This window comes from Pelagerythrobacter marinus (assembly GCF_009827515.1).
Lineage (GTDB): Bacteria > Pseudomonadota > Alphaproteobacteria > Sphingomonadales > Sphingomonadaceae > Pelagerythrobacter > Pelagerythrobacter marinus.
This window is the reverse complement of record NZ_WTYO01000005.1, coordinates 172,484-189,967: the sequence shown is the minus strand read 5'-3', so window position 1 is coordinate 189,967 and position 17,484 is coordinate 172,484. Positions and strand designations below refer to the sequence as shown.

16 protein-coding genes and 1 riboswitch are annotated in these 17,484 nt (G+C 68.1%); of the genes, 7 read left to right on the top strand and 9 right to left on the bottom strand.

Annotation, left to right across the window (positions count from 1 at the left end; all coding sequences use genetic code 11):
- The 6 genes from GRI72_RS11915 (at position 1) to gcvPB (ending at position 7,915) form a co-directional block, all read left to right on the top strand.
- Positions 1 to 519: a GNAT family N-acetyltransferase gene (locus tag GRI72_RS11915; protein ID WP_160734140.1), complete on the top strand. Its 519-nt coding sequence runs from the start codon at positions 1 to 3 to the stop codon at positions 517 to 519.
- On the top strand, positions 516 to 3,131 hold the full coding sequence (gene metH / locus GRI72_RS11910; RefSeq protein WP_160734139.1) for a methionine synthase: 2,616 nt from the start codon (positions 516 to 518) through the stop codon (positions 3,129 to 3,131). Before GRI72_RS11915 ends, metH begins: the two co-directional genes overlap by 4 nt.
- A gap of 57 nt (positions 3,132 to 3,188) precedes the next feature.
- A riboswitch (glycine riboswitch) is annotated at positions 3,189 to 3,284 on the top strand.
- Between the two features lie 143 nt (positions 3,285 to 3,427).
- Positions 3,428 to 4,564 carry a glycine cleavage system aminomethyltransferase GcvT gene (gcvT, locus tag GRI72_RS11905; RefSeq protein ID WP_160734138.1) on the top strand — a complete coding sequence of 379 codons (1,137 nt, stop codon included), beginning with the start codon at positions 3,428 to 3,430 and terminating at the stop codon, positions 4,562 to 4,564.
- Positions 4,564 to 4,935, top strand: a complete 372-nt coding sequence (gene gcvH / locus GRI72_RS11900) for a glycine cleavage system protein GcvH (RefSeq protein ID WP_160734137.1) — start codon at positions 4,564 to 4,566, stop codon at positions 4,933 to 4,935. Before gcvT ends, gcvH begins: the two co-directional genes overlap by 1 nt.
- Positions 4,936 to 4,982: 47 nt before the next feature.
- Positions 4,983 to 6,344 carry an aminomethyl-transferring glycine dehydrogenase subunit GcvPA gene (gcvPA, locus tag GRI72_RS11895; protein WP_160734136.1) on the top strand — a complete coding sequence of 454 codons (1,362 nt, stop codon included), beginning with the start codon at positions 4,983 to 4,985 and terminating at the stop codon, positions 6,342 to 6,344.
- Entirely contained in the window at positions 6,341 to 7,915 is a 1,575-nt protein-coding gene (gcvPB, locus tag GRI72_RS11890) for an aminomethyl-transferring glycine dehydrogenase subunit GcvPB (RefSeq protein WP_160734135.1), read from the top strand. The genes gcvPA and gcvPB overlap by 4 nt, the downstream gene beginning before the upstream one ends.
- A gap of 30 nt (positions 7,916 to 7,945) precedes the next feature.
- Here gcvPB and GRI72_RS11885 read toward each other — a convergent pair whose 3' ends face one another.
- Both GRI72_RS11885 and mobA read right to left on the bottom strand, forming a co-directional pair.
- Positions 7,946 to 9,211, bottom strand: a complete 1,266-nt coding sequence (locus tag GRI72_RS11885; protein ID WP_160734134.1) for a lipopolysaccharide biosynthesis protein — start codon at positions 9,209 to 9,211, stop codon at positions 7,946 to 7,948.
- Between the two features lie 17 nt (positions 9,212 to 9,228).
- A complete protein-coding gene (mobA, locus tag GRI72_RS11880) occupies positions 9,229 to 10,023 on the bottom strand; it encodes a molybdenum cofactor guanylyltransferase (RefSeq protein WP_337191185.1) in 795 nt (264 codons plus the stop codon).
- A gap of 73 nt (positions 10,024 to 10,096) precedes the next feature.
- Here mobA and GRI72_RS11875 point away from each other — a divergent pair, with 73 nt between their 5' ends.
- A complete protein-coding gene (locus tag GRI72_RS11875) occupies positions 10,097 to 10,831 on the top strand; it encodes an Nmad3 family putative nucleotide modification protein (protein WP_160734133.1) in 735 nt (244 codons plus the stop codon).
- On the opposite strand, the gene mmsB is transcribed toward GRI72_RS11875, so the two are convergent.
- From mmsB to GRI72_RS11840, 7 genes are all read right to left on the bottom strand, one after another.
- A complete protein-coding gene (mmsB, locus tag GRI72_RS11870) occupies positions 10,818 to 11,684 on the bottom strand; it encodes a 3-hydroxyisobutyrate dehydrogenase (protein ID WP_160734132.1) in 867 nt (288 codons plus the stop codon). The genes GRI72_RS11875 and mmsB overlap by 14 nt on opposite strands.
- Positions 11,685 to 11,900: 216 nt before the next feature.
- Complete coding sequence (locus GRI72_RS11865) at positions 11,901 to 12,698, bottom strand: enoyl-CoA hydratase-related protein (RefSeq protein WP_160734131.1); 798 nt, start codon at positions 12,696 to 12,698, stop codon at positions 11,901 to 11,903.
- Positions 12,699 to 12,807: 109 nt separating this feature from the next.
- Positions 12,808 to 13,857: an enoyl-CoA hydratase/isomerase family protein gene (locus GRI72_RS11860; RefSeq protein WP_160734130.1), complete on the bottom strand. Its 1,050-nt coding sequence runs from the start codon at positions 13,855 to 13,857 to the stop codon at positions 12,808 to 12,810.
- Between the two features lie 29 nt (positions 13,858 to 13,886).
- The gene (locus GRI72_RS11855; protein ID WP_160734129.1) at positions 13,887 to 15,032 is read right to left on the bottom strand and encodes an acyl-CoA dehydrogenase family protein; all 1,146 of its coding nucleotides are present in this window, start codon (positions 15,030 to 15,032) and stop codon (positions 13,887 to 13,889) included.
- Positions 15,033 to 15,143: 111 nt separating this feature from the next.
- Entirely contained in the window at positions 15,144 to 15,434 is a 291-nt protein-coding gene (locus GRI72_RS11850) for an I78 family peptidase inhibitor (protein WP_237487122.1), read from the bottom strand.
- Entirely contained in the window at positions 15,434 to 15,928 is a 495-nt protein-coding gene (locus GRI72_RS11845; RefSeq protein WP_160734127.1) for a hypothetical protein, read from the bottom strand. The genes GRI72_RS11850 and GRI72_RS11845 overlap by 1 nt, the downstream gene beginning before the upstream one ends.
- A gap of 57 nt (positions 15,929 to 15,985) precedes the next feature.
- Positions 15,986 to 17,482: a CoA-acylating methylmalonate-semialdehyde dehydrogenase gene (locus GRI72_RS11840; RefSeq protein WP_160734126.1), complete on the bottom strand. Its 1,497-nt coding sequence runs from the start codon at positions 17,480 to 17,482 to the stop codon at positions 15,986 to 15,988.
- Positions 17,483 to 17,484 lie beyond the last annotated feature (2 nt).

The following is a 17,484-nucleotide window of genomic DNA, read 5'->3' as shown; positions in this document are numbered from 1 at the left end:
ATGCACGACTGTATCATCCGCGAGGCCGGACCGGCCGATATCGAAACCCTGGCGATCGTCGGGGCGGCGACGTTCCTCGAGACCTTCGCCGGCGTCCTCGACGGCGGCGCGCTGATCGAACATTGCCGCACGCGCCATTCGGCCGCGGCCTATCGCGCCTACCTCGATGGCGGCGCGCGCGCCTGGCTGGCGGAGCTGGACGGCGCGCCGGTCGGCTATGCGCTCCTCGCCCGGCCCGAACTCGAGGCGGCGCGCGCCGGCGACGTGGAACTCAAGCGGATCTATCTCCTCTCGCGCTTCCACGGCAGCGGGGTCGCGCGCGACCTGTTCGATGCCGTCCTTGGCGCGGCGCGGGGGCACGAACGGCTCCTGCTGGGGGTCAAGGCGGACAATGCGCGCGCGATCGCCTTCTACGGCGGGCGCGGCTTCGCCCGGATCGGCACGCGCCGGTTCGACGTCGGCGGCAAGCTGTACGACGATGTCGTCATGGCGCGCGAGCTGGAGGGCGCGGGCCAGTGACCGATTCCGGATCGTCCCGCTTCGTCAATATCGGCGAACGCACCAATGTGACCGGCTCCGCCCGGTTCAAGAAACTGATCATGGACGGCGATTACGTCGCCGCGGTCGAGGTCGCCCGGCAGCAGGTCGAGAACGGCGCCCAGGTCATCGACGTCAACATGGACGAGGGGCTGCTCGACGCGGTCGAGGCGATGACCACCTTCCTCAAGCTGATCGCGGCCGAACCCGACATCGCGCGGGTGCCGGTGATGATCGACAGTTCCAAGTGGGAGGTGATCGAGGCCGGGCTCAAGTGCGTTTCGGGCAAGCCGATCGTCAATTCGATCAGCATGAAGGAAGGCGAGGCGCAGTTCCTCGAACAGGCGCGCCTGTGCCTCGATTACGGGGCTGCCGTCGTGGTCATGGCCTTCGACGAGGTCGGCCAGGCCGATACCCGGGACCGCAAGGTCGAGATCTGCACCCGCGCCTACGACCTGCTGACGGGGATCGGCTTCCCGCCGGAAGACATCATCTTCGATCCCAACGTCTTCGCGGTCGCGACCGGGATCGAGGAGCACGACCGCTACGCGCTCGATTTTCTTGAGGCCACGCGCGCGATCAAGGCCGCCTGCCCGCATGTCCATGTCAGCGGGGGCCTGTCGAACCTTTCGTTCAGCTTCCGCGGCAACGAGACCGTGCGCCGGGCGATGCACTCGGTCTTCCTCTATCACGCGATTCCCGCCGGGATGGACATGGCGATCGTCAACGCGGGGCAGCTCGACGTCTACGACGCGATCGATTCGCAGCTGCGCGAGGCCTGCGAGGACGTGATCCTGATGCGGCGGCCGGACGCGACCGAGCGGCTGATCGCGCTCGCCGAAAGCTACAAGGGCAAGGACGCGAAGGCCGAGAAGGCGGCGCAGGAATGGCGCGGCTGGCCGGTCGAGCGGCGGCTCGAACACGCGCTGGTCAAGGGTATCGACGCCCACGTGGTGGAGGATACCGAGGAAGCCCGGCTCGCCTGCGCCGAGGCCGGGGGCCGCCCGATCGAGGTGATCGAAGGTCCGCTGATGGACGGGATGAACGTCGTCGGCGACCTGTTCGGAAGCGGCAAGATGTTCCTGCCGCAGGTGGTGAAGTCCGCCCGCGTGATGAAGAAGGCCGTCGCCCACCTGATCCCCTATATCGAGGCCGAGAAAGCCGAAGGCGCCCGGGCCAAGGGCACGATCGTCATGGCCACGGTAAAGGGGGACGTGCACGATATCGGCAAGAACATCGTCGGCGTCGTCCTCCAGTGCAACGGCTACGAGGTGATCGACCTGGGCGTGATGGTCCCCTGGGCGAAGATCCTCGAAAGCGCGAACGACAACCAGGCGGACATGATCGGGCTGTCGGGCCTGATCACCCCCTCGCTGGACGAGATGGTGACCGTGGCGGAGGAAATGCAGGCCGCCGGCATGTCGATCCCGCTGCTGATCGGCGGCGCGACGACCAGCAAGGTCCATACCGCGCTGCGGATCGACCCGGCCTACGATGGGCCGGTGATCCACGTGCTCGACGCCAGCCGCGCGGTCGGCGTCGCCAGCCGGCTGCTGTCGGACACCCAGCGCGATGCCTTCGTCGGCGATACCGCCGCCGACTACGCGAAAGTGCGCGATGCGCGCGAGGGAAAGAACAAGAGCGTCCTGCTGAGCCTGGAGGAGGCGCGGGCCAATTTCTACGACGCCTATCTCAGCGACAAGCCGGCGCCGCCCGAGATGCCGGGGCTGCATGTCTTCGACGACTGGCCGCTGGCGGACCTGCGCGAATATATCGACTGGACGCCGTTCTTCCGATCGTGGGAACTGCACGGCACCTGGCCGTCGATCATGAACGACGAGGTCGTGGGCGAAACCGCGCGCAGCCTGAAGGAAGACGCCGACCGCCTCCTGGAGCGGATCGTGGAGGAAAAGTGGCTGACGGCGCGCGGCGTCGCCGGGCTGTGGCCCTGCGCGCGCGACGGCGACGACGTGACCGTGCACCTCGGCGACGGGGAGCGGCACGTCGTCCTGCCGTTCCTGCGCCAGCAGGTGAAGAAGTCGCGCGACCGGGCCAACATGTGCCTGGCCGACTTCATCGATCCGGCCGGCGACTGGATCGGCGGCTTCGCGGTCGGCATCCACGGGATCGACCCCTATTCCGCGCGCTTCCGCGAGGAGAAGGACGATTACTCCGACATCCTGCTCAAGGCCCTGGCCGACCGGCTTGCCGAAGCGTTCGCCGAACGGCTGCACCAGCACGTGCGGACCGAGCTGTGGGGCTATGCCCCGGGCGAGCAGCTGACCAACGAGGCGCTGATCAAGGAAGAGTATCGCGGCATCCGGCCCGCGCCCGGCTATCCCGCCTGCCCCGATCACAGCCTGAAACCGATCCTGTTCGATCTGCTCGACGCGCCGGCCAATGCGGGGCTGGAGCTGACGGAGAGCTTCGCCATGTGGCCCACGGCCGCCGTCAGCGGCTTCTATTTCGGCCACCCGGAGGCGCAGTATTTCGGGGTCGCCCGGATCGGGCGCGACCAGCTGGAAGACTATGCGGCGCGCCGCGGGGTCGATCTGTCCACCGCCGAACGCTGGCTGCGGCCCAATCTCGATTGACCGTGGCGCCGGGATCGCGCAGGGAATGATCCGTCGACCGGGGGAGCGATTCCCCGGTAACGTCGCGCGGGAGAGTTCGCGGGCCGGCCGGTCCGCGACGCCGAAGGAGCAACCGCCCCGGAAACTCTCAGGCACCCGGACCGCGCGCCGGACGACACTCTGGAAAGCGCCCTGCCCCGGCAGGGCCACCGAAGGTGTAAGCCGGCGCGCCGGCCAAGCTCTCAGGTTTCCCGACAGAGGGGGCAGGTGAAAGGGCGCGTCGCGGCGAAGCGTCGTCACGCCAGTCGGGGCAAGAGATGAGCGAATCCGAAGACCATACCGATCCGGCGAAGCTGCCGCTCGATGCCTGGCACAGGGCACAGGGCGCACGCATGGTGCCTTTCGCGGGTTACGAGATGCCGATCCAGTACGAAGGGATCGTGGCCGAACACGAATGGACCCGCAGCCATGCCGGCCTGTTCGATGTCAGCCACATGGGCCAGCTCCTCGTCAGCGGCGAGGGGGCGGCCGATGCGCTCGAGGCCTTGCTGCCCGGCGACATCGCCGCGCTGAAGCCCGGGCGCCTGCGCTATTCGCTGCTGCTGGACGCGAACGGCGGCATTCTCGACGACCTGATGGTGACCAACGTTACCGCCGAAGGGGGCGAGCCGACCTATTACCTGGTCGTCAACGGCGCGACCAAGTGGGACGATATCGCCCACTTGCGCGAGCACCTGCCCGACGAGATCACTCTCACCCACCTGGAAGACCAGGCCCTGCTGGCGGTCCAGGGGCCGGAGGCGGAAACCGCGCTGCGCCGCGTGTTTCGCGATGCGATGGGCGATCTGAAGTTCATGCAGGGCACGCGCTTCAGCTTTGGCGACATCGATATCGGCATCAGCCGCTCGGGCTATACCGGCGAAGACGGTTTCGAGCTGTCGCTTCCGGCCGAACATGCCGAGACGCTGGCCGGCCGGCTCTGCGCCGAGATCGAGATCAAGCCGATCGGGCTGGGGGCGCGCGATTCGCTGCGGCTGGAAGCGGGCCTTCCCCTCTACGGCCACGACCTTTCGCCCGAGACCGACCCGGTCAGCGCCGGCCTGGCCTTCGCGATCGGCAAGCGCCGCCGGGCCGAAGGCGGCTTCCCCGGCGCCGAACGGGTGCTCCGCTTGCTCGAGGACGGAACCGATCGCCTGCGCGTCGGGCTGGCGCTGGAAGGCCGGCTCCCCGCGCGCGAGGGGGCCCGCGTCTTCGCGGGCGAGACCCCGGTGGGCGAGGTGACCAGCGGCGGGTTCTCGCCCACGCTCGGCCACCCGGTCGCCATGGCCTACGTCGCGCGCGAACGCGCCGCGCAGGGCGCCGAACTGGAAATCGAAGTCCGGGGCAAGCGGCTGCCGGCGCGCGTTACGGCGATGCCGTTCGTTCCCCACAAGTACTACCGCGGAGACAAATGATGGCCCGATATTTCACCGAAGAACACGAATGGATCGACGTCGAGGGGGATACCGCCACGGTCGGCATCACCGATTACGCGCAAGGCCAGCTGGGCGATATCGTGTTCGTCGAACTGCCCGCGGTCGGTACCCCGGTGGAAAAGGGGAAGGACGCGGCGGTCGTCGAAAGCGTCAAGGCGGCGAGCGACGTCTACGCCCCGATCAGCGGCGAAGTGACCGAGATCAACGATTCGCTCGACGGCGATCCGGCGCTCGTCAACTCCAGCCCCGAGGAAGACGGCTGGTTCTTCAAGCTGACCATCGCCGACAAGGCGCAGCTCGAAGGGCTGATGGACGCTGCCGCCTACAAGAGCTTCGTCGACGGCCTTTGAACGCGACAGGAAACCCCCGCCGCCGCGGGGCGCAGGAAAGCAGGACTATGCGTTACTTACCCCTGACCCAGGCCGATCGATCGGCGATGCTCGACCGAATCGGCGTTTCGTCGATCGACGATCTCTTCGTCGACGTGCCGGAGGAGGCCCGCCTGTCGGGGCCGATCGGGGGCCTGCCGCTCCACGCCGGCGAAATGGCGGTGGAGCGACACATGCAGCGCCTGTCGCGCAGGAACCTCGCGGCCGGCGATGCGCCGTTCTTCCTGGGGGCGGGCGCCTATCGCCACCATGTCCCGGCCAGCGTGGACCACGTGATCCAGCGCGGCGAGTTCCTGACTGCCTATACGCCCTACCAGCCGGAAATCGCGCAGGGCACGCTGCAGATGCTGTTCGAGTTCCAGACGCAGGTCGCGCGGCTTTACGGCTGCGCGGTGGCCAATGCCTCGATGTACGACGGCTCGACCGCCTGCTGGGAAGCGGTCGCGATGGCGGGGCGGGTCACCCGGCGCAAGCGGGTCGTGCTCTCCGGCGCGCTGCACCCGCACTATGCCGAAGTCGTGCGCACGATGGCCAAGTTCACCGACGACGAGATCGCCGATGCGCTCCCCTCGCTCCAGGGCACGCCCGACAACGAGGGGCTGATTGCCCGGATCGACGACGAAACCTCGTGCGTGGTCGTGCAGTACCCCGACATCCTCGGCCGTATTCCCGATCTCGGCGCCATTGCGGAGGCTGCCCATGCCAAGGGCGCGCTGCTGGTCGCGGTCAATACCGAGCCGGTGGCCCTGGGGGCGATCAAGTCGCCGGGCGAACTGGGCGCGGATATCGTCGTCGGCGAAGGGCAGGCGATCGGCGTGGGGCTGCAGTTCGGCGGCCCCTATCTCGGCCTGTTCGCGGTGCGCGATGCCAGGCACGCGCGCCAGATGCCGGGGCGGCTGTGCGGCGAGACCGTCGATGCGGAGGGGAAGCGCGGGTTCGTCCTGACCCTCTCCACCCGCGAACAGCATATCCGCCGGGAGAAGGCGACCAGCAACATCTGCACCAACAGCGGGCTCTGCGCGCTGGCCTTCAGCGTGCACATGACCCTGCTGGGCGAGGAAGGGCTGCGCCGCCTGGCCGCGTGCAACCATTCGCTGGCCTGCGAGGCGGCCGACCGGCTGGCGCAGATCCCCGGCGTGGAGCTCCTGAACGACAGCTTCTTCAACGAATTCACCCTGCGGCTGGGCACCGACGCCCGCCAGGTCGTGCGCCGCCTGGCCGACGACGGGGTGCTGGCCGGCGTCTCGCTGGGCCGGCTCTTCCCCGGGGTCGATGCCCTGGAAGACGGGCTCCTGGTCGCGGTCACCGAAACCACAACGCGCGAGGACATCGAGACGCTGGCCTCCGCCCTGCAGGAGGCGCTGGCATGAACGCCCCGAACAAGTCCGGCTGGAAGCCCGAGATGACCGCTGCCGCCGACGGCATGCACGAAGGCCCGGCCACGGCCACCGGCAACCGCGCGCTGATGCTGGAAGAGCCGCTGATCTTCGAGATCGGCCATGCCGAAACGACCGGAGTCGACCTGCCCGAGATCGCGCCGGGCGGACCGAACCGGCTCGGCGGGATGGAGCGGCGCGACCCGATCGGCCTGCCGGGCCTTTCGGAGCCGGAGACGGTGCGGCACTACACCCGGCTCAGCCGGCAGAACTACGCGATCGACCTCGGCCTCTTCCCGCTCGGCTCGTGCACGATGAAGCACAACCCGCGCCTCAACGAGAAAGTCGCGCGCATACCCGGCTTTGCCGACGTTCACCCGCTCCAGCCGGTATCGACGGTGCGCGGCGCGCTGGAAGTGATCAACGAGCTGGCCCACTGGCTGATCGAGCTGACCGGGATGCACGGCGTGGCGATGAGCCCGAAGGCAGGCGCGCACGGAGAGCTTTGCGGCATTCTGTGCATCCGCGCCGCGCTGGAGGCGCGCGGCGACGCGCGCGAAGTGATCCTGGTGCCCGAAAGCGCGCACGGGACCAACCCGGCCACGGCCGCCTTCGCCGGTTACCGGGTGGAGAACATTCCCGCCAATGCCGATGGCCGGGTGGACCTGGAAGCCCTGAAGGCGCGGCTCGGCCCGGATGTCGCCGGGGTGATGATCACCAATCCGAACACCTGCGGCCTGTTCGAACGCGACATGAAGGCGATTTCCGATGCGGTCCACGCCGCGGGCGGCTTCGTCTATTGCGACGGGGCGAATTTCAACGCGATCGTGGGCAAGGTGCGGCCGGGCGACCTCGGCGTCGATGCCATGCACATCAACCTGCACAAGACGTTTTCCACCCCCCATGGCGGCGGCGGGCCGGGTTCGGGCCCGGTCGTCCTGTCACAGGCGCTTTCGCCGTATGGACCGTTGCCGTTCACCGCGCGCACGGCCGACGGGGTCGTGCACCTGGTGGAGGAAGAGAACGCGGCCGAGTTCGACCATACCAGCGCCTTCGGCCGGATGACGGCCTTCCACGGCCAGATGGGCATGTTCACCCGCGCGCTGGCCTACATTCTCAGCCACGGGGCCGACGGGCTCGCGCAAGTGGCGGAAGACGCGGTTCTCAACGCCAATTACATCCTGCGCAGCCTGGATGACCTGCTCGATGCGCCGTTCGGCGACAGCGGGCCCTGCATGCACGAGGCGCTGTTCGGCGATCGCGGTTTCGCCGAAGGGCTTTCGACGCTCGACCTCGCCAAGTCGCTGATCGACGAGGGCTATCATCCGATGACGATGTATTTCCCGCTCGTCGTCCACGGGGCCATGCTGATCGAACCGACCGAAACCGAGAGCAAGGCCGGCCTCGACCAGTTCATCGAGGCTTTCCGCAGCGTGGCCGAACGGGCGAGGGCAGGCGACGGCGCGATGAAGCAGGCGCCCTACTATGCCCCGCGCCGGCGGCTGGACGAGACGCAGGCCGCGCGCAAGCCGGTCCTCGCGTGGCAGGGGGCGAAAGGGGACTGATCCTGCCGGGGCGCCGCCCTGCCCGCGCGGCTAGCCGATCCCGTCGCTCTTGCGCTCGACTGTGATCTTGATCTGCTGGAGCGAGATGATCGCGACCCAGAATCCGATCACCGCCAGCGCGCTGGAGCCGAGCACGGTGAAGGCCGCCCCTTTCAACCCGTTCCAGCCCATCGCCGTTTCCAGCAGCAGCAGGGCCAGTACCGTGGGCACCGCGCGCACCAGGAAGGCGGTGCCTGCGCGGCCGGCCGAGACGAGCAGCGATTCCAGGCTCGCGCCGACCAGTTCGATCGCGCCGGCAATGGCCAGGATCACCATGGCCCAGTAGACGACGCCGAATTCCGGCCCCGCGATCGCCTCCAGCCCCCAGCGGCCGAAGACCAGCGCGAAGAGCACGGCCAGCGCGCCGCCGATCAGCGCGATATTGGCCATGCGGCGGGCCATGTCGTGCGCCTCGTCCTGCGCGTGGACCAGCTCGGGATAGATCGCCTTCGACACCGTCTGCGCCAGTTGCACCAGCGCCTGGCCCAGTTGCGAGGCGACGCGGAACCCGCCCGCGAAGGCCTCGCCCCCGATCGCGCCGACCAGCAGGATCATCACCTGCTTGCCGCCGACCGTCAGGCTGCCCGACATGTTGGTCGACCATACGAAGCGCCAGGCGCCCGGGTGCTCGCGGGGGAGGCGCCAGAGGCTGATCTGCGAGAAATCGATCTTCTCGCGCCAGGCCGCCGCCGCCCACAGCGCCAGGGCCACGGCCACTTCCGCCGCCGCCCAGGCGAGGATGAAGCCCAGCACACTCGGCATGAACAGCGCGGCCAGGATCGCCCCGAGCGCGCGGATCATCGGCTGCACCGCCTCCGCCGCGGTGGCGCGGCCGAACTGGAAGCGCAGGCGCAATAGCCCGGTCGGGGTCGATCGCATCGAAAGCAGCGAGACGATGCAGTACCCGAACGCCACCCACAGGAGATCGCCGGGCAAGGGCAGCCAGTGCTGCGCGCTCCAGACCAGCGCGGCCGCGATCGCGGTGCCGATCACGACGCTGAGCATGTCGAGCGCGATCGCGAAACCGGTCGCCTCGCCCGCGCCGCGCGGCTCGCTGCCCCAGCGGACGACGAACTGCCAGGTCTGGAAGTTGGCCAGACCGGTGACGGTCTGCCCGATCGCGATGATCAGCGCGAAATAGCCGAATGCCTCCATCCCCAGCGTGCGCGTGGCCAGGGCGAGATAGACGAGGCTGAGCACGGCATTGACCGCGCGGCCGCTCAGCAGCCAGCCGATATTGCGCAACAGCCGACGCATGGCCCGTTACGGCGGCGTCAACCCGCCGCCGCCTCCCGCTTGGCCAGCAGGCGTTCGGTCACTTCGAACGTCCGTTCGTTGTCCACGTCCACCGCGTATTCCCCGCGCGAGAGGACGATGGGGACCAGCTTGAAGCCGAACCGGCGCGATACCTGCGCGAAGAGCTTCTCCTTCGAACCCCAGCCGAGGTAGAAGCGAACGAGGTTGAGCACGCCGAAAGCCTTGGCGATCCGGCGCGGATATTTCACGAACTGCCCGCCGCCCCGCATGATCTCGGCCGCCGAAAGCGCGCGCTCGCTGCCGATCCAGTAGGTGTTGCAGTTGGAATAGCTGCCATCGGAAAACTGGTAGAAGCGCGATTGCCCTTCCGGGTCCGCCGCCTGGACGTCTTCCTTGCGCGCGAGCGCCGCGGCGGCACCGGCATCTTCTGCCAGGGCCTTCTCGATGAATTCGCCGTAGCCTTCGGGGGTGACGAGGCAATTGTCGGCGGTGGTGATAAGGAGCGGGAACCGCGCATCCTCCGCGCCCGAGAACACGCTGTCGACCAGGTTGAAGGCGCCGGGCCGGAATGACAGCCGCCCTTCGTCCACCAGCTTCGCGACCAGCGGAATGGCGGCGATCTCGTCCGGCTCGTGCGCGACGATGCGGATTTCGCCGACTTGCGGGCAGGCAGATACCGCCTCCACCACATGTTCGATCATCGGCTTCCCGCCCACCGGCACGACGCATTTCTGCGCGACGCCGGCCCGCGCGGCCAGGGGATCGAGAACGCCGGAACGCTTGCCGGCCATGATGAGTGCAGTGACGGTCACGCCCCGCTCCCTAGACCCATGGGCCGGATTGGCAACCCTTGCCAGCCTGCGCGCCGCGCGGCAGGGGCGGCGAATGCGCGTGATCTTTAGCCGCAAGGGGTTCGACAGCGCGGCGGGTGGCGGCGCTTCGCCTATCGTCGATGGCCGCCCGGTCAGCCTGCCGATCCCGGCCGGCGGGCCGTCGCGCACGACCTATGGCGCGCTGGGGTTGGGCGAGCACGTGCGCCGCGCCAGCCGGGGGCGCCTCGGGGCCGGGGATCGCTGTCACCACGACCCGATGTTCCTGCCCGGCGGCACCTGCCTGTTCGGACAATGCGGCGCCGCCCAGACCCACCTGGCCAACCGCGGGGTGGGGCCGGGCGACGTGTTCCTGTTCTTCGGCCTGTTCCGGGACGAGCGCACGGGCGAGCCGCACCACCGCATCTTCGGCTATCTCGCGGTGGAGGAGGTCGTCGCCCTCGCCGATTGCGCGCCGGAGCGGCGGGATGCGCTGCTCCGCCACGATCACCCCCACGCGATCGGCATGAGCGCGACGAACGACACGGTCTACTGCGGCCCGGGGCAGGTGGCGGGGCGGGCCGGCGACGCGCTGCGATTGACCGTTCCCGAAGGCCCGCCTTCGCTCTGGCAGCGGCCGGGCTGGCTCCGCCGCGGGGGGCTCAGCTATCACGACCGGGCCGATTGCTGGTTGCGCGCAGGCCGCCTGAAAAGCGTCGCGCGCGGGCAGGAATTCGTCGCCGATATCGGCCGCCGCAAGGCCCCGCGCGAATGGCTCGCGCGGGTGCTGGACGAGATCAGAGCGACTTGATGATCGCGCTGAAGTCGAGCCCGGCATTGTCCTCGGCGAACTGCTCGTAGAGCTCCTTCGCATGGCGGCCCAGCGGGGTCGAGGCATCGGCGGTTTGCGCCGCCTCCATCGCCAGCTTCAGATCCTTGAGCATCAGGCCAGTGGCGAAGCCGCCCTGGTAGCCATTGTCGGCCGGGCTTTCGACACCGACGCCGGGCAGGGGAGTGTAGGCATTCAGGGACCAGCAATAGCCCGAGGACTGCGAGCTGATCTCGTAGAACTTCTGCGGGTCGAGGCCGAGCTTCTCGGCCATTTTCATCGCCTCTGCCGTGCCGATCATCGAAATGGCGAGCAGCATGTTGTTGCAGATCTTGGCGGTCTGGCCGGCGCCTGCGTCGCCCGCGTGGATCACGGCCTTGCCCATCGCGTTCAGCACCTCCTCGGCGCGCGCGAAGGCCTTCTCGGTGCCGCCGACCATGAAAGTCAGCGTCCCGCCATTCGCCGCCGCGATCCCGCCCGAGACGGGGGCATCGACCATGTCGTATCCGGCCGCTTCGGCCTTGGCGTTAATCTCCTTGGCGGTGGCGACATCGATGGTCGAGCAATCGAGCAGCACCGCGCCTTCGGGGGCCTTGCCGATCACGCTGTCGGTATAGACCGATTTCACGATCGCGCCGTTGGGCAGCATCGTCACCACGCCTTCGACGCCGCGGACGGCCTCGGCGGCATCGGTGAATGTCGTGCAGCCGTTGTCGCCGGCCGTCGCCAGCGCCTCTTCCGACAAGTCGAAGGCGCTCACCTCGTGCCCCGCCTTCACGAGGTTCGCGGCCATCCCGCCGCCCATGTTGCCGAGGCCGATGAAGGCGATTTTCATGTTCTCATCCTCTCGCAAATTTCTGCGGATCGTTTTCGGGCGGTTGACGAAGGTGACAGGGCGTCAACCAGATTGTGCCCCACAAGCCATTGATCTGGAGCGCATATTCGCCAAGGTTACACCCGAGCCGTTACCGCAGGTCCTTTCACTATCGCCCGGCCGGTGCCGGACCTATCAGCTGCCCCGCCGCGTAGGAAAGCGCTGGACCCGGCGAAGCTACCTGCCCTTCCACTTGCCCTCGCGCTTTTCGACGAAGGCGGCCATGCCTTCCTTCTTGTCCTCGCTCGCAGCGAGGATCTGGAAGATGCGGCGTTCGATGACGAGGCCCTGATCGAGGCTGGTTTCGAACGCGGCGTTGACCATTTCCTTGTTCGCGATCGCGGCCATCGGCGGCATGGAGGCGATCTGCGCGGCGGTCTTCAGTGCCTCGTCGAGCAGGCTCTCGTGCGGCACGACGCGCGCGACCAGGTTGCTGCGTTCGGCTTCTTCGGCGTCCATCATCCGGCCGGTGAGGCACATTTCCATCGCTTTCGACTTGCCGATGGCCCTGGTCAGGCGCTGCGAACCGCCCATGCCCGGCGCGACGCCCAGCTTGATCTCGGGCTGGCCGAACTTGGCGTTCTCGCTCGCGATGATGAAATCGGCCATCATGGCGAGTTCGCAACCGCCGCCCAGCGCGAAGCCGTTGACCGCCGCGATCCACGGCTTGCGCGTCTTCTTCACGATCTCGCTGGTCCAGGGGCTGAAGAAATCCTCCAGGTAGAAGTCGGCCGCCGCCTTCTCGCTCATTTCCTTGATGTCGGCGCCCGCGGCGAAGGCCTTGTCGCCCGACCCGGTCAGGACCGCGCAGAGCTGTCCCCGGTCCGCCTCGTAGGCGGCGAAGGCGTCGATCAGTTCTTCGAGCACCTTGCTGTTCAGCGCGTTGAGCGCCTTGGGGCGGTTGAGCGTTATCAGCGTGACCGCCCCGTTCGCTTCCGGGCGCTGTTCGACGGTGATGGTTTCGTAGTCGGCCATGCGGCTATCTCCAGTTCGGTCGTCCTGAACCCGCTAGCGGGTCGATGCTTCTATCTTCGCCGCCCCCGCATGGGGCGATGCCGAAAACGCGTTCAGCACGGCGATGTGACTATTGCAGCGGTGTCCACTCCTCGCCCTCGGGAAGCGGGGCGAAAATGCTGTCGAGCAGTTCCTCGCTCACGTCCTCCGGGCGTGCCGGGTTCCATTGCGGGTCGTTCGTCTTGTCGACGATCACCGCGCGCACCCCCTCGGCGAAATCGGGCCGGGTCAGCACGCGGCTGGCGATGCGATATTCCATGCGCATGTTGTCGGCGAAGCTCTCGAGCTTTTCACTCTCGCTCAACTGGCGCAGCGCGACCTTGCAGGTCTGCGGGCTCTTGCCGCGCAGCGTGGCAAGCTCCTTGGCCGCCCATTCGCCCTCGTCCGCTTCGAGGCTGGCGAGGATGTCCTCGTAGCGGTCCGAGGCGAAGTGTTTCTTGATCAGCGCGGCGTTCTCTTCCAGCCGCGCCGGCGGCGGGGTGACCGAAAGTTCGGACAGGATGCCGCCGATCCGGTCGGGATGCTCGATGATGCGCGCTTTCGCCTCGGCGAGTTTCTCGGCCGGCAGGTAATGCGTGGCAATGCCCGCCCAGACGCATTCGGCCCCGTCGAGCCGCGCGCCGGTGAGCGCGAGGAACTGGCCCAGCCGCCCGCCGAGGCGCGAGAGGTGCCAGCCGCCGCCGACGTCGGGGAACAGGCCGATGCCGCTTTCGGGCATGGCGAAGCGCGTGTTCTCGGTCGCGACGCGATACTTGCACGGCAGCGCGATGCCCACGCCGCCGCCCATCGTGATGCCGTCCATGAAGGCGACGATCGGCTTGGCATATTCGAACATCTGGTGATTGAGCCGGTATTCGTCGTGGAAGAATTCGCGGCCGCTTTTCCCGCCGTCGTTCAGCGCCGAGTGGCGCAGCAGGTTGATGTCGCCACCCGCGCAGAAGCCGCGCCCCTCGGCATGGTCGAGGATCACCGCCTCGATCGCATCGTCGCCGGCCCATTCGGCCAGCGCCGCGCTCATCGCGTGGCACATGTCGAGCGTCAGCGCATGCAGCGCCTTGGGCCGGTTGAGCGAGAGATGGCCGGTGCGGCCATGCGCGTGGATGTTGAGGTTCTCGGTCATTGGATTTCTCATGTTGCCGCGGGTCGCGGTTACTGGCGCAGCAGGTCCCGGCCCACGATCATGCGCATGACCTGGTTGGTCCCTTCGAGGATCGAATGGACGCGCAGGTCGCGCCAGAAACGTTCGATCGGGTATTCCTTCAGGTAGCCGTAGCCGCCGAACAATTGCAGCGCGTCGTTCACCACATTGCTGCCGCTGTCGGTCGCGAGCCGTTTCGCCATGGCGGAAAACTTGCTCTTGTCGGGCGCATTGTCGGTCACCTTGGCCGCCGCGAGGTAAAGCAGCGCGCGCGCCGCCTCCAGCTCGGTCGCCATGTCGGCGAGCATGAACTGGGTGTTTTGGAAATCGGCGATCGGCTGGCCGAACTGCTGGCGTTCCCGGGTGTAGTTCACCGCCTCGTCAAGACAGCGCTGCGCTCCGCCGAGCGAACAGGCGCCGATGTTGAGCCGCCCGCCGTCGAGCCCCATCATCGCGAAACGGAACCCTTCGCCTTCGTCGCCGATCCGGTTGGCCACGGGGATCCGCGCGTCCTCGAAGATGACCTGCGCCGTGGGGCTGGCGTTCCAGCCGAGTTTCTTTTCCGGTTTGCCGAAGCTGACGCCGGGCGTATCCTTTTCCACCACCAGGCAGGTAATGCCCCTGGTCTTGTGCTCCCCGGTGCGGACCATGACGACGTAGATATCGTTGAACCCGCCGCCGGAAATGAACTGCTTGGTCCCGTTGAGCACGTAGTCGTCGCCGTCGCGGCGTGCCGTGGTCTTGAGGCCGGCGGCATCCGAACCGCTGCCCGGCTCGGTCAGGGCGTAGCTGGCGATCTTCTCCATCGTCACCAGCTGCGGCAGGTACTTTTCCTTCACCGCCTGCCCGCCGAAGCGGTCGATCATCCAGGTCGCCATGTTGTGGATCGAGACATAGGCGCTCGTCGCCGGGCAGCCATAGGCCATGGCTTCCATGATCAGCGCGGCCTCCAGCCGGCCGAGCGCGATTCCGCCGCTTTCTTCCGAGACGTAGATCGCGCCGAAGCCCAGTTCCCCCGTTTTCTGGATCACGTCGCGCGGGAAGTGGTGGTTCTCGTCCCACTCCGCCGCGAAAGGCGTGATATTGTCCGCGGTGAAGCGCTGCGCCATCTCCTGGATGGCGAGCTGGTCGTCGGTCAGCTGGAATTGTCCGGTCATTGGCAGGCTCTGGCTGCGCGGCGCCCGGGGGCGGCCGCGGCTGGGGAAGAAGGGCGGCGCGGCACCGGCCGGATCGCCGGCCGGGCCGCAGCGCCCCGGTTCGAAACTGCGTCAGCCGCAGGTGACGTCGGTGATCGTCATCGCCTCGTCGTACATCACGTTGACCCGGTCCGGCCGGAAATCCATCGTGAAGGCGGCGCCGGGCGGGCCCCAGCGAAGCTCGCGGGCGCCGGTCGCCTCGACGATCTGCGTGCCGACCCGGCCCGTCGCCTTCTGGCCGACGAACCCGCTCGCGGCATCGGCGTCGCAAGTCCCGGGGGCGCTGCCGGGGTCGCCGGGGGTCGCACAGGCGGCAAGCGCCGCGGCCGGGGCCAGGGCGGCGAGGGGGTAGAGTTTCGACATCATGCGTCTCCTTCGCTCGGGCATTGGGTGTACCGCAGGGGTTCGGGCATCGCGCCTTCGCCATATTCGGTGCGGACCAGTTCGGCGCCGCCCCCGGCGGAAGCGAGCGCCATGTCGCGGGTCCATTCCATTCCCTCGCCGGTAAAGTCGAAGGTGGCGCGAATGGAATCGCCGTCCCGCTCCGCCACCTCGTCCAGCGTGGCGCGCGATTCGTAGAAGGTGACCGACCGGTCATCGACCTCGATCAGGCCCTTGGCATCGCCGCGGGTCGAGGTGCAGTCGGCCGCGACCAGGCCCCAGCGGCCGTGCAGCGCGGCGGGGATGCCGGTGCCGCCGGCCGTATCAAGCGGGGCGGCGCCGTCGCCTATCCCGCCATCGGGTTCGACGGGCATTGCTTCTTCGGAAGCCGGCGGCGCTTCGCCTTCGTTCGCGGGGTTGCCGCAGGCGGCGAGCGCCAGGGCGGGCAGGGCCGCAAGGAATGGAATCGATCGCATCGAATTCTCCTGTCTTCGCTGTTCGGCCGGTGCCCATCGCGCCGGCTGGCCGGCCCGTCAGCCCATCGTCGGGATCACGAAGGCGTTCGATCCGTCGCCCCCGCCGTCGGGCCAGCGCTGGGTGACCGTCTTCACCTTCGTCCAGAACTTCAGGCCTTCGGTGCCGTACTGGTTGGTATCGCCAAAGGCGCTGCGCTTCCAGCCGCCGAAGGAATGGTAGCTGACGGGAACGGGGATCGGCACGTTGATCCCCACCATGCCGACGTTTACCCGCGCGGCGAATTCGCGCGCCGCGTGGCCGTTGCGGGTGAAGATGGCGACGCCGTTGCCATACTGGTGTTCGCTCGGCAGGCGCAGCGCTTCCTCGAAATCGTGCGCGCGCACGATCTGCAGCACGGGGCCGAAGATCTCCTCCTGGTAGGATTCCATCTTCGGGGTGACCCGGTCGAGCAGCGTCGGCCCGACGAAGAACCCGTTCTCGTGGCCCTGCAGCGAGAAGCCGCGCCCGTCGACGACGACTTCGGCGCCTTCGCGTTCGGCCGTGTCGATCCACTGTTCGATCCGGGCCTTGTGCTCGGGGGTGACGACCGGGCCGTAATGCGCGTCGGGATCGTTCGATACCCCCACGCGCAGCCCCTCGATCGCGGGGACCAGCTTCTCGCGCAGGCGATCGGCCGTGTCCTCGCCCACGGGCACGACGACCGGCAGCGCCATGCAGCGCTCCCCCGCCGACCCGAAGGCGGCGCCGGCGAGGTCGTTGACCACCTGGTCGAGGTCCGCGTCGGGCATGACGATGCCGTGGTTCTTCGCCCCGCCCATGGCCTGGACCCGCTTCCCGTTCTCGACCCCGCGCCTGTAGACATAGTGCGCGATGTCGCTGGAGCCGACGAAGCTGACCCCGGCGATGTCGGGATGGTCGAGGATCGCGTCGACCATTTCCTTGTCGCCGTGGACGACCTGCAGCAGCCCTTCGGGCGCGCCGGCCTCCAGGAACAACTCGGCCAGGCGGACCGGCACACTCGGGTCGCGCTCGCTGGGCTTGAGGATGAAGGCATTGCCCGCCGCGATCGCCATCCCGAACATCCACATCGGGATCATCGCGGGGAAATTGAACGGGGTGATCCCGGCCCCGATGCCCAGCGGCTGGCGCATCGAATAGACATCGATGCCCGGGCCCGCGCCGATCGTGTATTCGCCTTTCAGCACCTGCGGGATGCCGCAGGCGTATTCGATCACCTCCAGCCCGCGCTGCACGTCGCCCTTGGCATCGTCGACCACCTTGCCGTGTTCGCTGGAAAGCATCTCGGCCAGGTCCTGCATGTTGGCCTCGATCAGTTCCTTGAAACGGAACATGACGCGCGCGCGCTTCTGCGGATTGGTCATGGCCCAGCCGGGCTGGACGTCCCTGGCCGCCGCGACCGCCCGGTCGAGCAGCGCGGCATCGCCCAGCGCGACCTCGGCCTGGACCTCGCCGGTCGAGGGGTTCCAGACCTGGTGCTTGCGCCCCGAGCCGCCGCCGGCGTCCCCGACTACGAAATGATCCACCTGGCGCATGG